Below are 21,620 nucleotides of genomic sequence, written 5' to 3'. Positions count from 1 at the left end.
CGGGGGCTTCCTCGTGTCTCCAGGGCCACCCTCAGGTGGGGCTGCCTTTATCGGGCGCCGGAGAGGAGGCCTGTGGACAGTTCGTCGTTCAGTTCAGTGTTGAGGTCCCGTTCCAGGTCACGGCCGTAACGCTGGGAGAATTCCTGCGGTACGGTGTCCGGAACTGCGACGCCTTCGGCTACTGCCACGCGGTCACTGACCTCGCGGAGCATGCTTGACAACGGAACATCCAGTGCCGAGCAGATCGAAGACAGAAGCTCTGACGATGCTTCCTTCTGGCCGCGCTCCACTTCGCTGAGGTATCCCAGGGAGACACGGGCGCTGTGCGAAACTTCACGGAGCGTGCGCCCCTGACGCTGGCGGACATCGCGCAGGACATCACCGATTTCGTGACGAAGTACTACCATCTTGCGCTCCTTCTGTTCGCTCTTAGCCTGTTCGGCGAGGCCCACATCCTTCCAGCGGACAACGCCGTTTACGGATACGGGCTGCTTTACCATCTGTATCGCCTTGCTCCCTCATTGGTCAGGTCCGCCGCGGCGAACCCGTCTTGGTCATTTCATCCTAGGCGCCTCCGCTCTCCGGAAGCGACACAATGTAATAACTAATCGGTACCGGCTTTTGTTCCCGGCAACTTTACGCGCGGTAACTTGGCAGTCTGCCGGGGTCAGGCGGACAAGGCCTCGAGGAGTCTTTCCAGGGCTGCGGCGCAGGCGGCGGCGCGGATGTCCGGCCTGCTGCCGGTGAAGGAGTACTCGAAACCGGCGGTGCCGGCAGCTGTGGCAATTCCGATGTAGACCCGCCCAACAGGCTTGCCGTCGTGGGCCTCAGGGCCGGCGACGCCCGTGGTGGAAAGCCCGACGTCGGCACCGAGGGCAGAGCGCGCGCCGGCTGCCATGGCCCGGGCGACGTCCGGGTCGACAGACCCAACGCGGGCCAGCAGGTCGGCGGGGACGTGCAGCACCGCGTCCTTCACGGAGTTCTGGTACGCCACCACGCCGCCCTGCAGCATTCCGGAGGCTCCCGGTGTGTCGGCCAGGACCGCGGACACCATACCGGCGGTCAAAGATTCAGCGGTGGCAACGGTCCGTCCCGACTCGAGGGCCTGCCGGACGGCCTGCGCGGCCAGCTGGTGAAGATTGCTCATGCCTGTTCCCGCCCTTCCGCGGTCCCTGCCTGGCGCTTGCCATTGGCACGCAGGCGCAGGGCTTCAACCACGTATTCGACGCCGGTCCACAGCGTGATCGCCACCGCGGCCATCATGACGGCGAACGCCACCCAGGACATCCAGGGCGCGAACGCCCCGAACGGCAGGAGGTAGAGGAAGATCGCTGCGGTCTGCACCACGGTCTTGAGCTTGCCGCCGCGGGAGGCAGGAATGACGCCGTACCGGATAACGAAGAAGCGCAGGGCAGTGATGCCCCATTCGCGCACAAGGATCACCAGGGTTGCCCACCAGGGCAGTTCGCCCAGCAGGGACAGCATGACCAGCGCGGAGCCGGTGAGGAGCTTGTCGGCGATGGGGTCGGCGATCTTGCCGAAATCGGTGACGAGGTTCCGGCTCCTGGCGATATCGCCGTCGAGCTTGTCTGTGTAGATGGCGACGGCGAAAGCCGCCACCGCCGCCCAGCGCCACGGACCGGAGGTGCTGTGCAGTCCGGGGGCGTCTGCCACCAGGAACCACACGAAAAACGGGACCAGCGCGATGCGGATCATGGTCAGGACATTGGGAAGGTTCCAGACCCCGGCACGGCCCTGGCCGGCGGCGGTTGCATCGGTACTAGTCACGTTTCTAGGCTACCGGCCTAGCGCCCGGTGAGGGACCAGGCGTCTTCGGAGCCGTCGTCGTCTTCGCCGTATCCGCCGGGAGCGGAGCCCGAGCCGTCGTAGTATTCGACGTTCTGCTTCCTCTTGTCCAGGTCGGCAGCCACGAGGTCCTCGGCGTAGCCGCCCTGGGCGATGTTGGCGTTGGCGTTGTCGCTCAGCGCGGCGGTCTGCGAGTCCGGCGCTGCGGGGGCTTCCTGGCCCTTCATGGCGGCGAGGACGGCGGCGAGGTCGTCCGGCTTGACCAGCACGTCGCGCGCCTTGGAACCCTCGGAGGGTCCCACCACTCCCCTGGATTCAAGGAGGTCCATGAGGCGGCCGGCCTTCGCGAACCCGACACGGAGCTTGCGCTGCAGCATGGAGGTGGAGCCGAACTGCGTGGTGACCACCAGTTCCGTGGCCTGCAGCAACACTTCGAGGTCGTCCCCGATGTCGTCGTCGATCTGCTTCTTTTCCGCTTCAGGCGCAACGTCGTCACGGTAGACGGCCTGCAACTGTCCCTTGACGTGCTCCACCACCTTGTGGATCTCCGACTCCGTGACCCAGGCGCCCTGGACACGCATCGCCTTGGAGGCACCCATGGGCAGGAAGAGCGCGTCACCCTGGCCGATGAGCTTTTCGGCGCCCGGCTGGTCCAGGACCACGCGGGAGTCGGTGACGGAGGACGTGGCGAAGGCCATGCGCGAGGGCACGTTGGCCTTGATGAGGCCGGTGACCACGTCCACGGACGGACGCTGGGTGGCCAGCACCAGGTGGATGCCCGCGGCGCGGGCAAGCTGGGTGATGCGGACGATGGAGTCCTCAACGTCGCGCGGTGCCACCATCATGAGGTCGGCAAGTTCATCCACGATCACCAGCAGGTACGGGTAGGGCCGGATGACGCGCTTGGAACCCTCAGGCGGGATAACCTTGCCGGCCCGCACGGCCTTGTTGAAGTCATCGATGTGCTTGAACCCGTAGTTGGCGAGGTCGTCGTAGCGGGCGTCCATTTCGCGGACCACCCACTGCAGTGCTTCGGCGGCTTTCTTGGGGTTGGTGATGATGGGCGTGATCAGGTGCGGGACGCCCTCGTAGGCAGTCAGTTCCACGCGCTTGGGGTCCACCATGACCATGCGCACCTCATCGGGCGTGGCACGCATCAGGATGGACGTGATCATCGAGTTCACGAACGATGACTTACCGGCACCGGTGGCACCGGCCACCAGGAGGTGCGGCATCTTGGCCAGGTTGGCCACCACGTAGCCACCCTCCACGTCCTTGCCCACGCCCATCACCATCGGATGGTCCGTGCGGCGTGCATTCTGGCTGCGGAGGACATCGCCCAGGGAGACGGTTTCGCGGTCCGTGTTGGGGATTTCGATGCCGATGGCGGACTTGCCCGGGATGGGGCTGAGGATGCGGACATCGCTGGAGGCAACAGCGTAGGAGATGTTCTTGGACAGGGCGGTGACGCGCTCCACCTTGGTGCCGGGCGACAGTTCGATTTCGTACCGGGTGACGGTGGGGCCGCGGCTGAAGCCGGTGACGGTGGCGTCAACGTTGAACTGCGTCAAGGTATCGGTCAAGGCAGCGACGACGGCGTCATTGGCCTCGGTGCGCTCCTTGGGGATGGACCCGGGGGTCAGGAAGTCCGAGGCAGGGAGGGTGTACGTGACGTCGCCGGCGAGGGAGAGCTGCTCGGTGCGCTGCGGGATGGGGACGGGGGGCGGCGCCGGGGCCACGGGGTTGGAGGGCACGGTGGGCGCGGCTGCCGGCTTGCCGGGAGCAGCAGCGCCGGGGATGACCAGCGGGATGGCCTCGGTGGCGTTGTCCGGCGGTGGCGCCTGGGAAGCGGCGCCCAGGCCCTGGGCCGCCTTGATTTTTTCGACGGCGATCTCAGCCTGGGTGGGCCGCCGCATCCCGGGCGCGGGCCGGGCAGGTTCCGGCTCGTCGTCGTCAACGACGGCGTGCTCAAACGCTTCGTCGCCCACGTAGCCCTCAAGTCCTGCCTCGGACTCCTCGTCCTTCCCGAAGAACTTGCGCTTCTTCTTCCGGGGCGCGGCGGGGGCCGTCCGTTCGAGGTAGCTGCGGTCGTGGACGTCGGCGCGTTCCTGGTCCATCAGGTCGATGCCCATAAGGTGCTCGTAGGCTCCGCGGATGCGGCGCGGAATGGCCGTGAACGGGGTGGCCGTGATGATCAGCAGGGAGACGAAAGCGAGCAGGCCGTAGAGGGCCACGGGCACGGCGGGATGGATGGCGGCCAGCGGCGTGGCGGCCAGGAAGCCGAGCATGCCACCCGCTTTGCGGAGACCGTCGAAGCCGTCGGCCACGGTGGGCTGGCCGCCCAGGATGTGCGCCAGGCCGCAGCCGGCGAACGTCATGATCAGGAAGCCGATGCCCACCCTGTTGTTGCCCCGGCCATCGGAGGGCTGCCGGAACAACCGGAATGCGCAGACGAACAGCATGAGCGGAAGCAGCAGGGAAATCCAGCCGAAGGTGCCGTTCACCACGGCGTAGACGGCGTCGGGGAACCAGCCCGTCAGGCCCCACCAGGCGAAGGTGGCGATGAAAACGCCCAGCGCCAAGTTGAACAGCGCTGCGCCGTCGCGGCGTTCCTCGGCCGGAAGGTCACTGACATCGTGGCCGATGCGGCGCACTCCCCCGCCCACCAGGTGGCCCACGCCCAGCCATGCTCCGCCTACCACGCGCAGCAGCCACGGCTGGTGGTGTTCGACGGCGGGAAGCTGGCGGGTGCGTGCGGTGCTGGATGAGCCGCCGCGCCCTGCCTTGCCGGCAGTGGACCCGGTTCCGCGGGCTGTGGAGCTTCCGGATTTGCTGCCGGAGCTGCCCCTGCCGGTACCTTTGGGCGCGGAAGTAGTACGTGTGGCCATAGTAGCCACGCTACCGGAAGCATGCTGTGATTCCGGGGATATCGGGGCCGGAACGGCCCCCTGGTGCCCGCCGTTAAAAACCTCCGGCCCGTACTCCTGCCTGCGGCGGGGGTGCGGGCCGGAGCCGTTGGCAAGGACCGTCAGGCCTCGAGCACCACCGGGATGATCATCGGCTTGCGGCGCAGCTTGCGGTTGACCCACGTGCCCACGACGCGGCGCACCACCTGCTGGAGCTGGTGGCTGGTGTGGTCGGCGTGGTTCTGGACTGCTTCTTCCAGTGCCGCGTTGATCTTGGGGATGATGTCGTCGAAGACGGAGTCGTCCTCGGCAACGCCGCGGGCGTGGATCTCGGGCCCGGACACCACCTTGCCGGTGGCCCGGTGGATGACCGTGATGATGGAGATAAAGCCTTCGTCGCCCAGGATGCGGCGGTCCTTGAGGTCCGCGTCGGTGATTTCGCCCACGCTGGAGCCGTCAACGTAGACAAATCCAACCTCCACCTGGCCCACAATGTCCGCCTGGTGGTCGCGGAGGTCGATGACCGTGCCGTTGTCGGCAAGGATGACGCTGGCTTCCGGCACGCCTGACTCGATGGCGATCTTGCCGTTTGCGATCAGGTGGCGGGTCTCGCCGTGCACGGGCATCGCATTGAGCGGCTCGAGGATGTTGTAGCAGTAGAGCAGTTCCCCGGCTGCTGCGTGGCCGGATACGTGGACCTTGGCGTTGCCCTTGTGGATCACGTCGGCGCCGAGCTTGAGGAGGCCGTTGATAATCCGGAACACGGCATTTTCGTTGCCCGGGATGAGGCTGGAGGCCAGGATGACGGTATCGCCGTCGCCCACCACCACGCGGTGGTCGCCGTTTGCCATCCGGGACAGGGCCGCCATGGGCTCGCCCTGGGAGCCGGTGGACATGAGGACCACGCGGTTGTCCGGCAGGTTGTCGATGTTCTTGATGTCGACGATCAGCCCGGAAGGGACGTCCAGGTAGCCCAGCTTCTCCGCGATGGCCATGTTGCGGACCATGGAGCGGCCCACGAAGGCAACCTTGCGGTTGTGCTTGGCCGCGGCGTCGAGGACCTGCTGTACGCGGTGGACGTGGGAGGAGAAGGACGCCACGATGATGCGCTTGGTGGCCTGGCCGAAAAGCCGCTCCAGGGTGGGCCCGATTTCCTTCTCGGCCGTGGTGAACCCGGGCACGTCGGCGTTGGTGGAGTCGGACATGAAGAGGTCCACGCCCTCCTCGCCCAGCTTGGCGAAGTGGCGCAGGTCGGTGATGCGTCCGTCCAGCGGCAGCTGGTCCATCTTGAAGTCGCCGGTGTGCAGGACCGTGCCGCCGGCAGTACGGATGAACACGGCAAGGGCATCGGGGATGGAGTGGTTGACGGCAACGAACTCGCATTCGAACGGCCCGAACTTCTCCACCTGGCCTTCTTCAACGGTCAGCGTGTAGGGCCGGATGCGGTGCTCCTGCAGCTTCGCCTCGATCAGGGCCAGTGTCAGCTGGGAGCCCACCAGCGGGATGTCATTCCGCAGGCGCAACAGGTACGGCACTGCGCCGATGTGGTCCTCGTGGCCATGTGTGAGGACCACGGCCACGACGTCGTCCAGCCGGTCCTCGATGTACGAGAAGTCGGGGAGGATCAGGTCAACGCCGGGTTGGGTTTCCTCAGGGAAGAGGACGCCGCAGTCCACGATCAGCAGTTTGCCGTCGATTTCGAACACGGCCATGTTCCGGCCGATCTCCCCCAGCCCGCCAAGCGGAACGATCCGCAGCGTGCCTTGGGGCAGGCGCGGAGGGGTGACGAGGCCGGTAAGGGCAGTTTGGGTCATAGTGCACTTCTTTCCAGGCGGAAGGGTGCCGGTCTTAGCCTCAGGAGAAGACCAGCCCCGCTTCCGCCAAATCCCCGCGGATGGTTTCGATCTCGGTTTCGTCCGGCTCCACGAGGGGCAAACGGACAATCGAGTTGGGCAGGACTCCCTGCCATTTAAGAATCTGTTTGGCCGCCACGGCACCCTGGACGCGGGTCATGGTGGCGCGGACCACGGGCTGCAGCTCGAAGTTGATCTTGCGGGCAGTCCCAAGGTCGTTGGCGTTGACGGCGTCGATGAGTTCGCGGAAGCGGCGGGTGGCGACGTGGGTGGTGACACCCACCAGGCCGACGGCGCCCAGCGCCATCCAGGGAAGGGTCAGCCCGTCATCGCCCGAGTAGAACAGGAGGTCGGTTTCCGCCATGACGCGGGTGGCCGCAGTGAGGTCTGCCTTGGCGTCCTTGACGGCGACGATGTTTGGATGCTGTGCCAGCCGGATCATCGTGTCGGGTTCGATCGCGATGGAGGACCGGCCGGGGATGTCGTACAGCATGACGGGCACGTCCACGGCGGAGGCGATGGTCTCGAAGTGGGCGCGGACACCGGCCTGGCTGGGCTTGTTGTAGTAAGGGGTCACCAGGAGGAGGCCGTCGACGCCGAGGGCAGCAGCCTGCTGGGAAAGGTGGACCGAGTGCGCGGTGTCGTTGGTGCCGGTACCGGCAATGATGGCCGCACGGCCGCCCACAGCGTCCTTGACGGCGCGGAACATGCCAAGGTTCTCTTCGTCCGTCAGCGTGGACGTTTCACCGGTGGTGCCGGTGACCACCAGCCCGTCGCAGCCGTCGTCGACCAGCTTGCTGGCCAGTGCTGCTGCCTGGTCGTAATCCACTGCGCCGTCCTTGGTGAACGGCGTGACCATGGCGGTCAGGAGGGTACCGAGGGCAGGGATGTGCGCGGAAGAGTCAGCCATGGAAAAAACGTTACCCTGTCCCCGGCTGGTTAGGACAATGCCACGGACGTGACGAGCGTCAAATACGATGCCGCCCTGGCCGTGGAGCGTCCGCCCCTGCATGGCAATAGCGGCCCACTGCGGACTGCCGCAGGTCCTCTGCCCAGGCGGCGAGCCTCTGCGCCGCCCGCACGTAATGGAACAACTCCGTGGGGGTCAGGGCATCGAGGTCCGTCTCCGAGAGCCTGCGCGCCAGCTCCGCCCCCTCCGGCTGGGCCGCCAGGCTGATGCCTTCCCGTTCCCACGCGACGTCCTCCGCCGGACGCCCGGAGACCAGCTGCCGGAACAGGTAGTCCACCACTCCCGGACTCATCGCCTTCAGGGGCCCACCCCCGGCGTCAGGTTCTCCTGACGGCAAGCCGGCCGGACCGAAACCTCCCGGGAGGCTCCCGGCCCGCACATCGCCCGGCTGCGGGCGTTCTGCCTGGGCGGGTCCCGACTGCTGGCGTCCCTGCCCGTTGGATGCAGGGGCTCCTCCCCGGGGCGCGGGGGCTCCGGATGACATCATCTCCATACGGCCATGGTATTCGAACATATATTCGAACACAAGGAGGTCTTGTGCGCTTTCGACAGGAGCGCGGTGCGGGAGGGCCTGGCGCGTCGGACCCTGCCCGAGGGTGCGCCCTGCTGTGACAAGCCACCGTGCAAGCGCGTGTGAGACGATCTGGTCATGACGTCCCGCACCCCGGCCACCCGGTCCCGCAAGGCCCCAGGCAGGCAACAACCGGGGCGTCTCCGGGGAATCGACGCCGCCCGGGGCGTGGCGTTGCTGGGCATGATGGCCACCCACCTCCTGCCGACGTTCGAATCGAATGCAAACCTCACGCCAACGTGGATTGGCCTCACCTTCTCGGGGCGCGCCGCTGCCCTCTTCGCCGTGCTGGCCGGCGTGGGGCTTGCCCTCTCCACTGGAAAGGACAAGCCGTTGGAGGGCCCCGGGCTCTCTGCCGCCCGGCGCGGCGTAGCGCTGCGGGCCCTGGTGATTGCCGCCGTCGGACTTACCTTGGGTGGCCTGGAGGTGAACGTTGCCATCATCCTGGTCCACTACGCCGTGCTGTTCCTGTGCATCCTCCCCTTCCTGGGGCTGGGCGTGAAGCCGCTCTGTGCATGGGCGGCCGGCTGGATCCTTGCCTCGCCTGTCCTGGCATATCTTCTGCGCCCCTGGCTCCTTGCCCCCGAACCACCCCTGAAGCTGGGCCACAACCCGGGCTGGGAAGACCTCGCAACGCCTTCCAGGCTGCTCGCCGACGTGTTCTTCACCGGTTACTACCCCGTGTTCCAGTGGCTGTCCTACCTGCTGGTGGGGCTGGCGATCGGCCGCCTGGTCTTCTCCAAGGCGCTGGTCCCCGTAGTGCTGTTGGTCGGCGGGACCGTGGTGGCCGTGGCAGCAAAGACCCTGGGGACAGCGGCCATGGAGGACTGGGGCGGCCGGGCAGCGCTGGAAAAGGTGCTCAATTCACCGGGCTACCCACTGGGCAGCGTGCTGCAGGTGAACCTGACCGGCATTTCCCAACAGGACTCCTGGTGGTGGCTGGCGTCGGCCGCACCGCATTCGGGAACTCCGCTTGACCTGCTGCACACCTCGGCAGTGGCGGCGGCCGCCATTGGCGCGTGCCTGCTCCTGGGGCGCCTCGCCGAGTGGGTGGACCTGGACCTGCTGTTGCCTCTGAGGGGAGCCGGCGCCATGACATTGACCTTGTACACCATCCACGTATGGGTGGTTTCCGGCTTCTACCTGAAACCCCTGCCCGCCGGCTGGACCGAGGACGGGATGTACTTTGCCCAGGCAGCCACCGCCATCACTCTGGGCATTGTGTTTGCACGGCTGTCGTGGCGCGGACCGCTGGAATGGGCGAGCCATGCGGCCAGCCTGGTGGGCCGGGGCGGCTTCAAAGCCCTGCAGTGAGCCGTCCCAGCGACGGGAACTGCGCGCAGCTCGCCGGGCAGCTTCCGTGGAAACGACAAGGAACCCGCGGAACCACCATGTGGGTGGCGCCGCGGGTTACCTTGCATGCTGTGGGTCGGAACCGGCTGCTTGGCGTGTCCTGCCGTCGCTTGGGTCCGGCTAGTTCACCGTGGGGGTGAGAGTACCGGCGGGGTCGCCGTAGTCGTCATTGATGACCACTTTGACGGGACCCTTCTTCACGTCGAACGCAATGACACCTTGGCGGGCGTCGCCGGCACCGACCTCATCGGTGGGCAGCGCCCCCAGTCCATCGTCGAGATAAACCAGTTCGCCCTCTTTGCCCTCGGCGTCATAGACCTCGAAGTTCGAGGGGCTGGAGAAGCTGCTTCCGGTCAGCGTCTCCCAGGACACCTTGACCGCCAGGAAACCGCCGTTCTTCGGCTGCATGTAGGTCATGCCCGGAATTTCAGCCGTGTAAATGGAATCGAGGACGCTGACCTTCACGGTGTTGCCTTCGGACACAGTGGCGACGAAGGAGTTTGCACCGGCGGCGGATCCGTTGGCGGGGGCGGATCCACTGGAAGGTGCGGGCGCAGCCTGGGAAGCCGACGGAAGTTCGGGAGCCACGGGGATCTTGCGGTTGTCGAGGGCAGCACCGATCATGGCGATGGACATGATGGTCAGCAGGATCCCGGTGATGATGCCCACGAGCCAGACGGCGGCGGTGATGATCCAGGCCTTCTTCCTGTTCTCCGGGTAGCCCTCCAGCGGGCGTCCATCCCTGTCCCTGGTGTTTCCCGTCAATGTGATGATCAGGTCCACGATGGCCCAGATACCAAGGCCGCCCGCAGTCAACAGCTTCGCGACGCCCGAGCCGATCTTGCCCAGGTAGAAGCGGTCCGCGCCGAAGGTGCCCAGCAACAGTGACAGGATCCAGGTGGTCATAAAGGACTTCCGTGGCCTGTCGGAGTAGGGGGCACTGCCATAGGGGCCGGGCTGATACTCCCCCTGCGGGACTGCCGGGTACTGCCCCTCAAAGGTGCTTTGTCCCCCGAAGGTGGACGGCGCCGGCGGAATGGGCGGGGCGGCCGGTCCGCTCTGGGGCGGATGGGGGAAATTCGGATGGCTCATTGATGGTCCTTCTGTCCAGGGTGCGAGAAAGGGTGCAGGTAAGGGTGCGGGTGCAGGGGCGCACGGGGCAGGTACGCCGGTGGGCCCACGGCGGCGTCGAGCAGTATCAGGAACCTTCGCGTCCAGGGCCGCCGTAAGAGAGGGGTGCGGCGCCGCGGGAGTGGGAGCGGCTGACAGCGAGCAGTCCGTGGGATGCAGGTTTTATGGTTCAGGTTTTGGGGTGCTGCTGTTCCACGCCCATGGCATGGACATGGGCAACCTCATGCTTTCCCCCAAAGCTAAAGAGTCTTTACTAAATCAACCTACCGCGGACAGCAGGGAACTGCGATGGGGAGAAATGCCCATCGCAGTCCACGGCGAATGAACGCGCAGGAAACCGCGGCCCCCAGGTCTTCCCGGAGCAGGGCCGGCGCCGCGGGGCAGGGCCGGCGCCGCGGGGTATCAGGACGCGGCGGTGAAGAGCCTCACGGCGTCACGCATGGATGCCCGCGCACGCTTGCGGTCCCCGGCGGCGTCATAGGCACAGCTCAGCCGGAACCAGGAACGCCAGTCGTCGGGAGCGGCCTCGGCTTCGGCCCGGTACTTTTCGAACTCCGCATCCGCCGCGGCCCGGACGATCCGGCCGCCGGGCGTGCGTGGGAGCTCATCTACAGGCAACCCGCCTTCGGCTTCCAGGACCTTGGCCATCTGCTCGGTCCGCGCACCGAACATCAGCTCGCGGATCAGGGCCCAGGCGCCAACCACGGGCAGCACCAGGTAGGCGGCACCAATGGCCTTGGCTGTCAGGTTGCTGTCCGCCAGGAGCAGGAGGGATCGCTGGAAGGACACAACCAGGTAGAAGACCAGCAGCAGGGTCACCGCGCCTACCCAGATCTTGGTGCGGTTCTTCCTGAAGCCTGCAAGGAACCCGTCCACGGCCTAGAGCCCCAGGTCCAGGTAACCGTCCAGGCCGACGGTCAGGCCCGGGTGTGCCGCAACGTTGCGCACGCCCAGGAGCACGCCGGGCATGAACGAGGCCCGGTCGAAGGAATCGTGGCGGAGGGTCAACTGCTCGCCCGGACCGCCCAGCAGGACTTCCTGGTGCGCCACGAGGCCGCGGAGCCGGACACTGTGGACGCGGACGCCGTCCACCTCGCAACCGCGGGCGCCGGCAAGTTCACTGGTGGTGGCATCCGGGCTGGGCGGCACCTGGGCCGCGCTGCGTTCGGCAGCGATGAGCTGGGCGGTGCGGACCGCAGTGCCGGAAGGGGCATCCACCTTGTCCGGGTGGTGCAGCTCGATGATCTCCACCGACTCGAAGTATTTGGACGCCTTCGCGGCGAAGGCAGAGGCCAGCACCGAGCCGAGGGCGAAGTTGGGGGCGATGAGAACACCGGTATCCGGATGCTCCGCCAGGAGGGCTTCCAGCGCAGACAGCCGTCCGGCATCCCATCCGGTGGTGCCCACCACGGCGTGGATGCCGTGCTCGACGGCGAAGCGGACGTTCGCTTCGGTGCTTTCGGGGACCGTGAGGTCCACCAGGTACTGGGCACCTGCGGCAGTCAGCTGCTCCAGCGAATCACCCCGTCCCAGGGCTGCTACGAGTTTCATGTCGGGGGCGGCGTCAATGGCCTTGACGGCCTCGGCGCCCATGCGTCCAGTGGCTCCAAGGACGGCCACCAGCTTGGGAACGGAGTGTTGTTCGGTCATGGCATTAACCCTACCGGCGGGACGGGTTGGGGCAGGAACCGGGCGGCGTGCGTTACCTCGCAGAGAAGTGCGGCGAGCGCAAGCATCAGCTGCCTGCGCCCACCCATTCCACCGTGCCGTCCGAGAAGAACTGTTCCTTCCAGATGGGAACCTGTTCCTTGATCCGGTCCACCAGTTCGGAGCACACAGCGAAAGCCTGCCCGCGGTGCGCCGCGGACACCGCGCATACCAGTGCCGGATCCCCGATCTCCAGCATCCCGATCCGGTGGGCCGCCCAGATGCGGACAGGCTGGCCGGTGCCGGCCTCCCCCTCAGCGTCCTGCTCGGCAACCAGGCGGGCGACGACGTCGGCCATCACCTGGTGTGCCGTGGGGTGCGCACTGTAGCTGAGGCGCTCGACGGCCTTGCCGCCGTCGTGGTTGCGCACCACGCCGCTGAAGCTGACCACCGCTCCGGCAGTATCGCTTTCCACCGCTGCGATGGCCTGGTCCACGGAGATGGGCTCCGCACTCAGGACCGCGCTGACTACTTCAAATGCTTCAGTGCCCATGTCCGCCTTCCAGCTGGTCGCAGAGGTGCCCGATCAGCGGGTCAAGGACGGAGAGCCCGTCCATGACGCCCTTGGGCGAACCGGGCAGGTTCACAATAAAGGTCTTTCCGGCGGCGCCGGCGTATCCCCGGCTCAGGGCAGCCAAGGGGGTCTTGGCAGCCCCGGCACGGCGAACCGCCTCCATGATCCCGGGGATTTCCCGGTCCAGGAGCGGCAGCGTGACGTCCGGCGTCCGGTCGTCCGGGCTGAGGCCGGTGCCGCCGCTGGTGATCACGACGGCGGGGCGCTGGGTGAGGAGCGCGCGGATGGCAGCCCCCACGGGCTCACCGTCGGGCACCACCATGGCCGGGAACACGTCGAAGCCATGTTCGGTAAGCCAGTCCGCGATCACGGGGCCGGTTTCGTCGTCGTAAATGCCGGCGGCGGCGCGGGTCGAGGCGATGACGACGCCCGCCTTCCGCCCCTGAACGTCGCCGTGCACATGCGGTGCGGCCGCGCTGAAGGGTGAGGTCACAGTGCCCAGTCTCCGCTCTTTCCGCCGCTCTTGGACAGGACCTTGATGTCTGTCAGGACGGCATGCTTGTCCACTGCCTTGATCATGTCGTAGACGCTGAGGGCCGCCACGGAGGCGGCGGTCAGTGCTTCCATTTCCACTCCGGTGACTCCCCGGGTCTTGACGGTGGCGTGGATGGTGACGGCCTCCGTACCAAGGTCGAAGTCAACCGTCACCTTTGACAGCGGCAGCGGGTGGCAGAGCGGGACCAGCTCCGGGGTCTTCTTTGCGGCCATGATGCCGGCCACGCGTGCGACGGCCAGCGCGTCACCCTTGGGGAGCCCGCCGGTACCCAGGAGTTGCATCACCTCGACGGTGGTCCGGACGGTGGCGGTGGCTGTGGCCTCGCGGGTAGTTTCTGCCTTGGCGGAAACATCCACCATCTGGGCGCTGCCATCCTGGCGCAGGTGCGTCAGTGCTGGGGTCTGTTCTGCGTTCACAGCATCCATACTTCCACCTCGTCGCCGGCGGCGAGCTCCGTTACGCCGGCAGGGACGTGGACCAGGACGTTGGACCGCGCCAGGGCATGCATCAGGTGCGAGCCCTCGCCGCCCTCCAGCTTCACGGTCCCGTCGGGCTGCAGGCTTCCACGCCGGACCTGGTGCTTGTGTCCTGGAGATCCCAGGGGCTGGGCCAGGCGGGCGCGCAACGGCAGCCTGGGCGCAGGCGCCCCGAGCATCGCCGAGAGTGCGGGCCGGAGGAACATCTCGAAAGACACGAGGCAGCTGACCGGATTGCCGGGAAACCCAAGGAAGGGGACGCCGTCGAACGTCCCTATACCCTGGGGGCCGCCGGGCTGCATGGCGACGTGCAGGAAGTCGACGGGCTGGTCCGCCATGGCCTGGCGCACCACCTCATAGGCGCCCTTGCTGACCCCGCCGGTGGTCACGATCAGGTCCACGTCCTGGCCCTGATCGCGCAGCAGCGCCAGCAGTTCCGCGGGGTTGTCGGAGGAGACCCCGGCGCGCCGGACTACCAGCCCCGCCTGCTGCATGGCCGCTTCCAGGAGGGTCCCGTTGGAGTCGTAGATCTTGCCCTCCGGCAGTGGCCGGCCCGGTGCGACCACTTCGTCGCCGGTGGTGACCAGCAGGACGGCCACCGCCCGGTGCACCTCGACCTCGGCCATGCCAAAGGCGGCGAGCAGCCCCAGCTGCGCCGGCCCCAGGCAGGTCCCGGCGGCCAGGGCCCGCTCCCCCGCCGCAATATCGGTGCCGGCAGCGCGCACGAACGTTCCCCGGGCGGTGGCCGGCAGTGTCACCCGGCCATCCTGGCCAGGCTCCAGGAAGCGGTCCGGCACCGCCTTTTCAATGGGCACGACGGCGTCAGCCCCGGCCGGAATCATGGCACCGGTCATGATGGGGGCGGCGGTTCCCGCTGCAAGCGGCTGCGGGCTTGAGCCGGCGGGTACCGGCGGCATGACGCGCAAGTCCGCACCGCCGTCGGGAATGTCCACGGAACGGACGGCATAACCGTCCATCTGGGAATTGGCGAAAGGGGGAAGGCTGAGCGGTGCGGCGACATCGTGCGCCAGGCCGCGACCCAGGGCCCGGCTGAGCGGCAGGGTCTCGGTGCGCCCGGCCAGGCGGACCGACTGGAGGAGTTCTGCGACGGCGGCGGCATGGTCGGCGACCGGCCGCGCACGTTCGGCGTTGCCGTGGGGGTGGCTGGTCATGGGTACGCCTTTGGTCGCGGCCGTCAGGATGTCACGTCCACTCTAACGGTGTGGAATCCGGTGGCTCCGTCGGGTGCGGGTGGCCGCGCCGTTTCGTCCTGGGGCACACCCGTCAGGTCGGTGGCGCGGACCTGGACCTCATACTGCCCCGGGGTGAGGTCCACGGCCAGCTTCCACTGGTACCACGTGTCAACGGAGATGCCCGGGGCCAACTCTGCTTCCCGCCACGGTCCCCGGTTGATCCGCACTTCCACCTTCCCAACGCCGGTGTGCTGGGCCCAGGCAACGCCCGCCAGAACCACTGTTCCTGCGCTGACCGGGCGCCCGCTGCGTGGCACGTCGATGCGCGACGACGTCTTGATGGGCCCGCGCGCTGACCAGCCCCGCGGCGTCCAGTAGCCGGCGTCGTCAGCGAACCTGGTCACCTTGAGTTCGGTGACCCATTTCGTGGCCGAAACGTAGCCGTAAAGGCCGGGAACAACCAGGCGGACCGGGAACCCGTGCTCCAGCGGCAGCGGTTCCCCGTTCATGCCCACGGCAAGCAGGGCGTCCCTGCCGTCGGTAAGGACGTCCAGTGGCGTTCCGGCAGTCCAGCCATCGGTGCTTCGGGAGAGGACCATGTCCGCCCCCGGCTGGGGCACGGCAAGGGCCAGCAGTTCGCGCACCGGCCAGCCCAACCAGCGGGCATTGCCGATCAGGTCCCCGCCCACCCCGTTGGAAACGCAGGCGATGGTGATGTGGCGCTCGGTGAGGGGTTTCGCCAGGAGGTCGGCGAAGGAGAGCTGGACTTCCCGGGCCACCATTCCCGTGACTTTAATGAACCAGGTATCCGGGTTGACCGCCGGGACCGCGAGGGCTGTGTCGATCCGGTAGAAATCCGGGTTCGGAGTAACCAGCGGCGGCATGCCGGCCACGCCCGGGGCTGCGCCGGGCGGAATTGGCGGCGCCGGGGAAGCAGGCCCCGGAAGGACAAGGCGTGCCCTGGCTTCGCTGACCGCGACGGCGGCTCCGCGCCAGGCTCCCGCCAGCGCTCCGCCCACTGCAGTGGCTCCGGCGGCGACGCCAAGGGCCTGGAGGAAGCTGCGGCGGGAACCGGCAGCCGCGGCGCTTCCCGCCAGCACTCCGTCTTCGGGTCTTGCGTCTTCAGGCAGTACGGCTTTAGGCACTGCGTCTTCATGGCCTGCGTTTTCGGGTCTTGCGTCTTCCCATGCCTGCAGCCGCCTGGCCAGGAAACGCAACAGCACGACGGCGGCTGCCGCGGCCAGGAGCGGAAGCATGAGGGCCGCCGGGGTCACCTGGGACCGTGTCAGGACCGCTGCGACTCCGGCCAGGCCGAAGATGCCCATCACGGCAGCCCCGGAGAACCGCCGGCGGCGTTCAAGGACGCCGGCAAGTGCTGCCAGCACGGCAATGGCCAGCGCCATGCCCGCCAGGAGCGCAGCTTTGTCGGCCGTGCCAAAGAGGGAGATGGCCCAGTCCTTCACGCCGGGCGGGACGGCGTCGATGACAGCCCCGCCCACCGCGGTCAGCGGCGAAAGGGAGGGGCTGGCAAACCCCGCCAGCAGCTCACCGACCGCTACCCCGCCGGCCGCCGCAACGATCCCGGCAGCCGCAGCCCACCATGTCCCGGTGCGCCGGACTGCCTGGTGCCGGACGGGACTCTGCGCACGCTCCCCAAGGCCGGCGCCGGCGTCGTCCGCCCCGTGTTTTTGCCGGGAACTCCTCACAACTTCCAGCATAGATTCGCAGGCGGTTCCGGCGTGGAAGCTGTCAAGAAATCCTCTTCGGTGCTTCCGCGCCGGTCACAGGTGTGATGAGCGGCGCAACGTGGCGTAGCCTGAATTCATGAGTGTCCAGCTAGGCATGCCGCAGCCGCGGGAGGAAGCAGCATCGCCGCTGCCGGGTGTTCCCGCACGACGGCCCGCGGATGCCCCGGCGGGGCTGGCGGACCGGTATGGCCGCCGCGCCACGGACATGAGGCTGTCCCTGACGGACAAGTGCAATCTCCGCTGCACCTACTGCATGCCTGCCGAAGGACTGGAGTGGCTCGCCAAGCAGGCCGTGATGTCCGCGGCGGAAATCGTGCGGATCGTCAAGGTTGGCGTGGCGCAGCTGGGGGTCCGGGAACTGCGGCTGACCGGCGGCGAGCCGCTGGTCAGGCATGACCTCGTGGACATCATCGCGGCCCTGCGAACCAACCACCCGGACCTGCCCATCTCCATGACCACCAACGGGGTTGGCCTGGCCAAGAAGGCGGCCGCGCTCAAGGATGCCGGGCTGACCCGCATCAATGTGTCGCTGGATTCACTGCACGAGGAAACGTTCACCAAGCTGACCCGGCGCCCCTTCCTGGACCAGGTCCTGGCCGGGGTGGACGCCGCCTGGGCCGCGGGCCTGGGTCCGGTCAAGCTGAACGCTGTCCTGATGCGGGGCATCAACGACGCGGAGTCGCCGCAGCTGCTGGCCTGGGCGCTGGAGCGCGGGTACGAACTGCGGTTCATCGAACAGATGCCGCTCGACGCGGACCATGGCTGGACGCGCCGCAATATGATCACCGCGGCCGAGATCCGCGGACTGCTGTCCCGGGATTACGTCCTCACCCCCGATCCCCGGGCGCGTGACGGCGCGCCTGCGGAGCGTTTTGAAGTACGACGGCGGGCGGCCGGCTCTGCGGGTCCGGAAGGTCCCGTCCTGGGGACGGTAGGGATTATCGCCTCAGTTACCGAGCCATTTTGCTCAGACTGCCGGCGCACCAGGATCACCGCCGAGGGCCAGATCATGAGCTGCCTGTTTTCCCGCGAGGAGTTCGACCTGCTCGGCCTGCTGCGCGCGGGCGCCGGCGATGACGAGCTGGCGCAGCGGTGGCAGGACGCCATGTGGATCAAACCAAAGGCCCACGGCATGGACCACGTGGGACTGGACGCTCCGGACTTCGTCCAGCCGGACCGCAGCATGAGCGCCATCGGGGGCTGAAACGGATGCTGGTACGTTATTTCGCTGCCGCACGCGCCGCCGCGGGTTTCGAGGAAGAAAAGTTCCACCTGCCCGAGGGCGCCACTGTGGCGGACCTGCTGACAGCCGTCGCCGCCGTTCAGCGCGCCGAGCCCCCGGCCGGCACCCCGCCGCTGCCCCGGCTCCTTTCCCGGAGCAGCTTCCTGCTCAATGAGGTGGCCGTGCGGGACCAGGCAACGGTGCTGGGTCCCGACGACGTGGTGGACGTGCTGCCGCCTTTCGCCGGCGGTTGATGGTCAAGGGCCCTTGGGCGGCCCCGGCCTGATTGTCCGGCTTTGACTGTTCCGGCTGAGATTGTTCCGGCTGAAATTGTTTGGGCTTTGAATGTCAGACCCCCGTTGGATGATGTTTCCATGGGAATCGGCAGCGGGATGGGGGTGGCTTCGGAGGGCGTTCACGCCTGCGTTGCCGCCCCCGATGGTCTGAATGCCCTCGATGCCCTTAACGCACTGGATCGGGAGGACGCATTCCTGGCCGTCGGCGCCGGTGTAGGTCCCGGTGTTGATGTGCTGCAGCGACGGTATGAGATCCGGCTGGAACGGATGGAACTCCGGTCCCGGCTCACAGCGCAACTCGCGGCCGGACAGGCACAGGACGCCGCCGACGCCGCGGGGTTCCAGCAGGCCATGACTCCGCCGGACGCCTCCGTTCAGGACGGCACCTACGCCGAAATGTCAGTTGTCGAGGAGATCGCAGGGGTCCTAACCATCAGTTCCGCCGCAGCAGGCGCGTTCGTGGGCCAGTCCCGGCGGATCTGCTCCCTGCCGCCCGTGTTTGAGGCACTGTCGGCCGGGGCGGTGTCCTGGCAGCACGCCCGAATCGTGGCCGATGAGACCGAAGGCCTCACCGGTGAGGGTGCGGCGTCACTCGTGGCGCACTTCTTCGACCCCAACGCACCCCACCCCGCCCGCGGCGCCGCCCCCGGCGAGCTCGTCCCGTCCCGGTTCCGGGCCAAGGTCAGTGCCTGGAGGGAACGCCACCACCCCGACTCCATCGAGAAACGCCACGCCAAAGGCGTCGCGGACCGGCGGATGGAATACACCCCCGACCGGGATGGCATGGCCTGGGTTTCGCTCTACCTGCCAGGGGACACCGCCTGCGCCATTTGGAACCGGACCACCGCCACCGCCCGCGGCCTCCAAGGCCCCGACGAAGAGCGCACCCTCACCCAGCTCCGCCCCGACATCGCCGCCTCCCTGCTCCTGGGGGCCGGCATGAAGCCAGGAACCGGGGACACCGCCGCCCACCCCGAAGAAGACGGGCCCAGTCCCGGCCTTCAGGGCACACAGGCTGTCACCGGGATCGGGCACGTCCCTGCCCCGCGGGCCGATGTCCTGGTGATGGTGCCCGTATTCTCCTTCCTCGGCCTCACCGACGAACCCGCCACACTGGATGGTTTCGGACCCGTCCCGGCCTCCATGGCCAGGAAGTTGGTCGCGGACGGGGCCGAGTCGTTCTACCGGGTCCTGGTCGACCCGAGGGACGGGGCACCATTGGAGATCGGCCGCAATAACTACCGGCTCACCGAGGCCATCAAACGCTGGATCAGGATGCGGGATACCAAATGCACCTTCCCCGGCTGCAACAACAAGACCAGCGACAACGACACCGACCACCTCACCGCCTGGGAACACGGCGGCACCACCGGAACCAGCAACCTCGCACAGCTCTGCGCCAAACACCATTGACTCAAACACCACAGCAGATGGACACCCGACCCGGCCAACAAGAATGAACCACCCGGCTGGACCTCACCAACAGGACGCCACTACAACCCAGAGCACCCCGACCCCGAACCACCACTCTGGCCACCAGCGCTGGACCTTGTGGATGTGCTTCCGGATGCCGACGCCGCACTACTTGACATGGACCCGCATGGCAGCGAACCGGCCCCGGAAGAGTTCCTTGAGGCGGACGACATCCCGGTCGACGATCCCCTCTGGGAGGAGTTCTACTCGCGCCCGTTCGTGCTCCCGCCTGATCCGTTGAAGGACTGCTGGAACATGATGCAGTCCTGGCCATAGGGGGCGTCCGCCCCTACGCCCTCCCGCCACGGGTTCCCAACGCCATGGCCAGCAGTGACGCCCGGCTATGGACTCCGCAGCCTTGGAAGATCTGCTTGAACTGGTCCTGCACTGTGTAGGGGGTCACCCCTTGGACGTCCGCCATCGTTCCGGTGTCCACGCCGGCGGCGGCCAACAGCAGCAGCTCCCACTGACGGGGTGTCAGGCCAAACGATCTGGCAAACATGTCCAGCCGTTCCGACGGTGGGCAGCCCTGGACGGTTACAGCAAGCGGCGGCACGGAATCGCGCTGTCCCGGGTCCATCCGGGTTGCACGCAACAGGGCCCAGCGGCCTTGGCCGATATGAACCCTTGATTTCGCGTCGTGGGTATCCACGCCGGCTTCCCTTGCGAGCAGTTGGGCCGCAACATTCAACACCTCGGCAGGCACATGATGGTGGGGGGACGGCCCGGGCTGCAGCAACCGCAGCCATCCGGCGACCGATGCGGTCTGGCCGGCCACTGACAGATCTTCATCCAATGTCAGGACGGCCTGTTCCGGCAGTTCCGACTGGCCGGTTCCTGCCTGGAACTGCCGGGCGATGGAGCGCCGCAGTCCCGGAGTCAATTCCGCTGCCACCTGGGCAAGGTACGTGGTTTCGTCCCCGGTGAAGGGAGCCGCACGGCCCGTCCGCCACAGATCGAGCCATGCCCAGCACCCATGCTTGTCGGCAAAGACAACTGACAGCACGTCCCGGACATCGTAGTCCTTCATCACTCCCCTCCATGCCAGGTGGCGCGCGGGGTCGCCCTCGGTTGCATGCTGAAGGCTCTGTGCCGGGGACGACGAGCCCATCAACGCAGTCCACCGCGCGGGCCCGGAGAGGTATTTGAGCCGGATGAGTGCCGGCAACTCCCGGGGGCAGGGAATCCTGGCGCGGGGCGCCATTCCCACCGTGGTGCGGGGGTCGCAGAGCGGCCATACGAACGCATCGAAGGGCATCATCCTGGCCAGCTCTGCGAGCACGGTCCCCCGGAGGGCCTGGTGGTCCAGGCCGGAACCGGAAAGAACCCGCATGCGTTCCAGGCTGCGATCCACCGCCCCGGCCCTCTTCATGCCCCCAGTATGCACCGGCCTGCCGCAACGATACTGGTGGACGGGCCACCCAGAATTCTGGGATACCCGGTGGACGCGCGTCCGCCTACCTTGGGCAGTCTCATACATCTCGTCTTGGCTAACGGAAGAAGGGCTATTCCATGTACACACTGCAGATCGAACACTCCATCACCGACTTCCCCACCTGGAAATCGGCATTCGACCGGGATCCGGTGGGTCGGGCCGCCTCGGGCGTGCTGGCACACAGGATTGGCCAGCCAGTCGGAGACCCCCACTACATTGTGGTGGAGCTGGACTTCGCGGACCTGGACAAGGCAGAGCGGCTGCTGGCGAACCTCCATGAGCATGTCTGGCGCTCCCCTGCCAACGCCCCTGCCCTCGCTGGAGCACCCAGGACGCGCATCATCGAGGCTGCGCACTGAACCGCGCCTGCCCCGTGGAAGCGGCCCAGCCCAGGCGGAATAACTCAGACC

At 67.3% G+C, this 21,620-nt stretch carries 21 protein-coding genes and 1 pseudogene; 6 read left to right on the top strand and 16 right to left on the bottom strand.

Features of this window, described 5'->3' with window-relative positions; translation table 11 throughout:
• Positions 1 to 47: 47 nt before the first annotated feature.
• From ACTHQS_RS02510 to ACTHQS_RS02480, 7 genes are all read right to left on the bottom strand, one after another.
• Positions 48 to 500, bottom strand: a complete 453-nt coding sequence (locus tag ACTHQS_RS02510) for a helix-turn-helix domain-containing protein (protein ID WP_018771597.1) — start codon at positions 498 to 500, stop codon at positions 48 to 50.
• A gap of 167 nt (positions 501 to 667) precedes the next feature.
• Positions 668 to 1,147, bottom strand: coding sequence for a CinA family protein (locus ACTHQS_RS02505; protein ID WP_440165740.1), 480 nt, complete (start codon positions 1,145 to 1,147; stop codon positions 668 to 670).
• Positions 1,144 to 1,788, bottom strand: coding sequence for a CDP-diacylglycerol--glycerol-3-phosphate 3-phosphatidyltransferase (gene pgsA / locus ACTHQS_RS02500; RefSeq protein ID WP_440165738.1), 645 nt, complete (start codon positions 1,786 to 1,788; stop codon positions 1,144 to 1,146). The genes ACTHQS_RS02505 and pgsA overlap by 4 nt, the downstream gene beginning before the upstream one ends.
• A 17-nt stretch (positions 1,789 to 1,805) precedes the next feature.
• The gene (locus ACTHQS_RS02495; RefSeq protein WP_440165736.1) at positions 1,806 to 4,694 is read right to left on the bottom strand and encodes a DNA translocase FtsK; all 2,889 of its coding nucleotides are present in this window, start codon (positions 4,692 to 4,694) and stop codon (positions 1,806 to 1,808) included.
• Between the two features lie 140 nt (positions 4,695 to 4,834).
• Positions 4,835 to 6,526: a ribonuclease J gene (locus ACTHQS_RS02490; protein WP_440165733.1), complete on the bottom strand. Its 1,692-nt coding sequence runs from the start codon at positions 6,524 to 6,526 to the stop codon at positions 4,835 to 4,837.
• A 40-nt stretch (positions 6,527 to 6,566) separates the two neighbouring features.
• A complete protein-coding gene (dapA, locus tag ACTHQS_RS02485; protein ID WP_440165731.1) occupies positions 6,567 to 7,475 on the bottom strand; it encodes a 4-hydroxy-tetrahydrodipicolinate synthase in 909 nt (302 codons plus the stop codon).
• A gap of 58 nt (positions 7,476 to 7,533) precedes the next feature.
• The gene (locus ACTHQS_RS02480; protein WP_440165729.1) at positions 7,534 to 8,028 is read right to left on the bottom strand and encodes a hypothetical protein; all 495 of its coding nucleotides are present in this window, start codon (positions 8,026 to 8,028) and stop codon (positions 7,534 to 7,536) included.
• 156 nt (positions 8,029 to 8,184) lie between these two features.
• Here ACTHQS_RS02480 and ACTHQS_RS02475 point away from each other — a divergent pair, with 156 nt between their 5' ends.
• Complete coding sequence (locus tag ACTHQS_RS02475) at positions 8,185 to 9,420, top strand: heparan-alpha-glucosaminide N-acetyltransferase domain-containing protein (RefSeq protein WP_440165726.1); 1,236 nt, start codon at positions 8,185 to 8,187, stop codon at positions 9,418 to 9,420.
• A 159-nt stretch (positions 9,421 to 9,579) separates the two neighbouring features.
• Here the strand turns inward: ACTHQS_RS02475 and ACTHQS_RS02470 are convergent, their stop codons facing one another.
• The 8 genes from ACTHQS_RS02470 to ACTHQS_RS02435 form a co-directional block, all read right to left on the bottom strand.
• Positions 9,580 to 10,551, bottom strand: coding sequence for a TM2 domain-containing protein (locus ACTHQS_RS02470; RefSeq protein ID WP_440165724.1), 972 nt, complete (start codon positions 10,549 to 10,551; stop codon positions 9,580 to 9,582).
• Between the two features lie 441 nt (positions 10,552 to 10,992).
• A complete protein-coding gene (locus ACTHQS_RS02465; RefSeq protein WP_440165722.1) occupies positions 10,993 to 11,466 on the bottom strand; it encodes a hypothetical protein in 474 nt (157 codons plus the stop codon).
• A gap of 3 nt (positions 11,467 to 11,469) precedes the next feature.
• Positions 11,470 to 12,240 carry a 4-hydroxy-tetrahydrodipicolinate reductase gene (dapB, locus tag ACTHQS_RS02460; protein ID WP_440165720.1) on the bottom strand — a complete coding sequence of 257 codons (771 nt, stop codon included), beginning with the start codon at positions 12,238 to 12,240 and terminating at the stop codon, positions 11,470 to 11,472.
• 85 nt (positions 12,241 to 12,325) lie between these two features.
• Complete coding sequence (locus tag ACTHQS_RS02455; RefSeq protein ID WP_440165718.1) at positions 12,326 to 12,790, bottom strand: molybdenum cofactor biosynthesis protein MoaE; 465 nt, start codon at positions 12,788 to 12,790, stop codon at positions 12,326 to 12,328.
• Positions 12,780 to 13,304, bottom strand: coding sequence for a MogA/MoaB family molybdenum cofactor biosynthesis protein (locus ACTHQS_RS02450; RefSeq protein WP_440165717.1), 525 nt, complete (start codon positions 13,302 to 13,304; stop codon positions 12,780 to 12,782). Before ACTHQS_RS02450 ends, ACTHQS_RS02455 begins: the two co-directional genes overlap by 11 nt.
• The gene (moaC, locus tag ACTHQS_RS02445; RefSeq protein WP_440165715.1) at positions 13,301 to 13,792 is read right to left on the bottom strand and encodes a cyclic pyranopterin monophosphate synthase MoaC; all 492 of its coding nucleotides are present in this window, start codon (positions 13,790 to 13,792) and stop codon (positions 13,301 to 13,303) included. The genes ACTHQS_RS02450 and moaC overlap by 4 nt, the downstream gene beginning before the upstream one ends.
• On the bottom strand, positions 13,780 to 15,015 hold the full coding sequence (locus ACTHQS_RS02440) for a molybdopterin molybdotransferase MoeA (protein ID WP_440165713.1): 1,236 nt from the start codon (positions 15,013 to 15,015) through the stop codon (positions 13,780 to 13,782). The genes moaC and ACTHQS_RS02440 overlap by 13 nt, the downstream gene beginning before the upstream one ends.
• Positions 15,016 to 15,038: 23 nt before the next feature.
• Positions 15,039 to 16,742 carry a molybdopterin-dependent oxidoreductase gene (locus tag ACTHQS_RS02435; RefSeq protein WP_440165711.1) on the bottom strand — a complete coding sequence of 568 codons (1,704 nt, stop codon included), beginning with the start codon at positions 16,740 to 16,742 and terminating at the stop codon, positions 15,039 to 15,041.
• A 118-nt stretch (positions 16,743 to 16,860) separates the two neighbouring features.
• Here ACTHQS_RS02435 and moaA point away from each other — a divergent pair, with 118 nt between their 5' ends.
• The 4 genes and pseudogenes from moaA to ACTHQS_RS02415 all read left to right on the top strand — a co-directional run bounded on the left by moaA (position 16,861) and on the right by ACTHQS_RS02415 (position 20,051).
• Entirely contained in the window at positions 16,861 to 17,988 is a 1,128-nt protein-coding gene (moaA, locus tag ACTHQS_RS02430) for a GTP 3',8-cyclase MoaA (RefSeq protein WP_440165708.1), read from the top strand.
• Between the two features lie 5 nt (positions 17,989 to 17,993).
• On the top strand, positions 17,994 to 18,260 hold the full coding sequence (locus ACTHQS_RS02425) for a MoaD/ThiS family protein (protein ID WP_440165706.1): 267 nt from the start codon (positions 17,994 to 17,996) through the stop codon (positions 18,258 to 18,260).
• 120 nt (positions 18,261 to 18,380) lie between these two features.
• Positions 18,381 to 19,844: pseudogene (locus ACTHQS_RS02420) on the top strand (DUF222 domain-containing protein); the annotation flags it as partial.
• A 15-nt stretch (positions 19,845 to 19,859) separates the two neighbouring features.
• Entirely contained in the window at positions 19,860 to 20,051 is a 192-nt protein-coding gene (locus ACTHQS_RS02415; RefSeq protein WP_440165865.1) for a hypothetical protein, read from the top strand.
• A gap of 13 nt (positions 20,052 to 20,064) precedes the next feature.
• Here the strand turns inward: ACTHQS_RS02415 and ACTHQS_RS02410 are convergent, their stop codons facing one another.
• The gene (locus ACTHQS_RS02410; RefSeq protein WP_440165704.1) at positions 20,065 to 21,147 is read right to left on the bottom strand and encodes a helix-turn-helix transcriptional regulator; all 1,083 of its coding nucleotides are present in this window, start codon (positions 21,145 to 21,147) and stop codon (positions 20,065 to 20,067) included.
• A gap of 140 nt (positions 21,148 to 21,287) precedes the next feature.
• Between ACTHQS_RS02410 and ACTHQS_RS02405 the strand changes: the two genes are divergently transcribed.
• Positions 21,288 to 21,569, top strand: coding sequence for a hypothetical protein (locus tag ACTHQS_RS02405; RefSeq protein WP_440165702.1), 282 nt, complete (start codon positions 21,288 to 21,290; stop codon positions 21,567 to 21,569).
• Positions 21,570 to 21,620: the final 51 nt, after the last annotated feature.

The organism is Arthrobacter sp. SAFR-044 (assembly GCF_051965175.1).
Classification (GTDB): Bacteria; Actinomycetota; Actinomycetes; order Actinomycetales; family Micrococcaceae; genus Arthrobacter.
The sequence above is the reverse complement of the archived record's forward strand: the minus strand, read 5'-3'. Positions and strand labels throughout refer to the sequence as shown.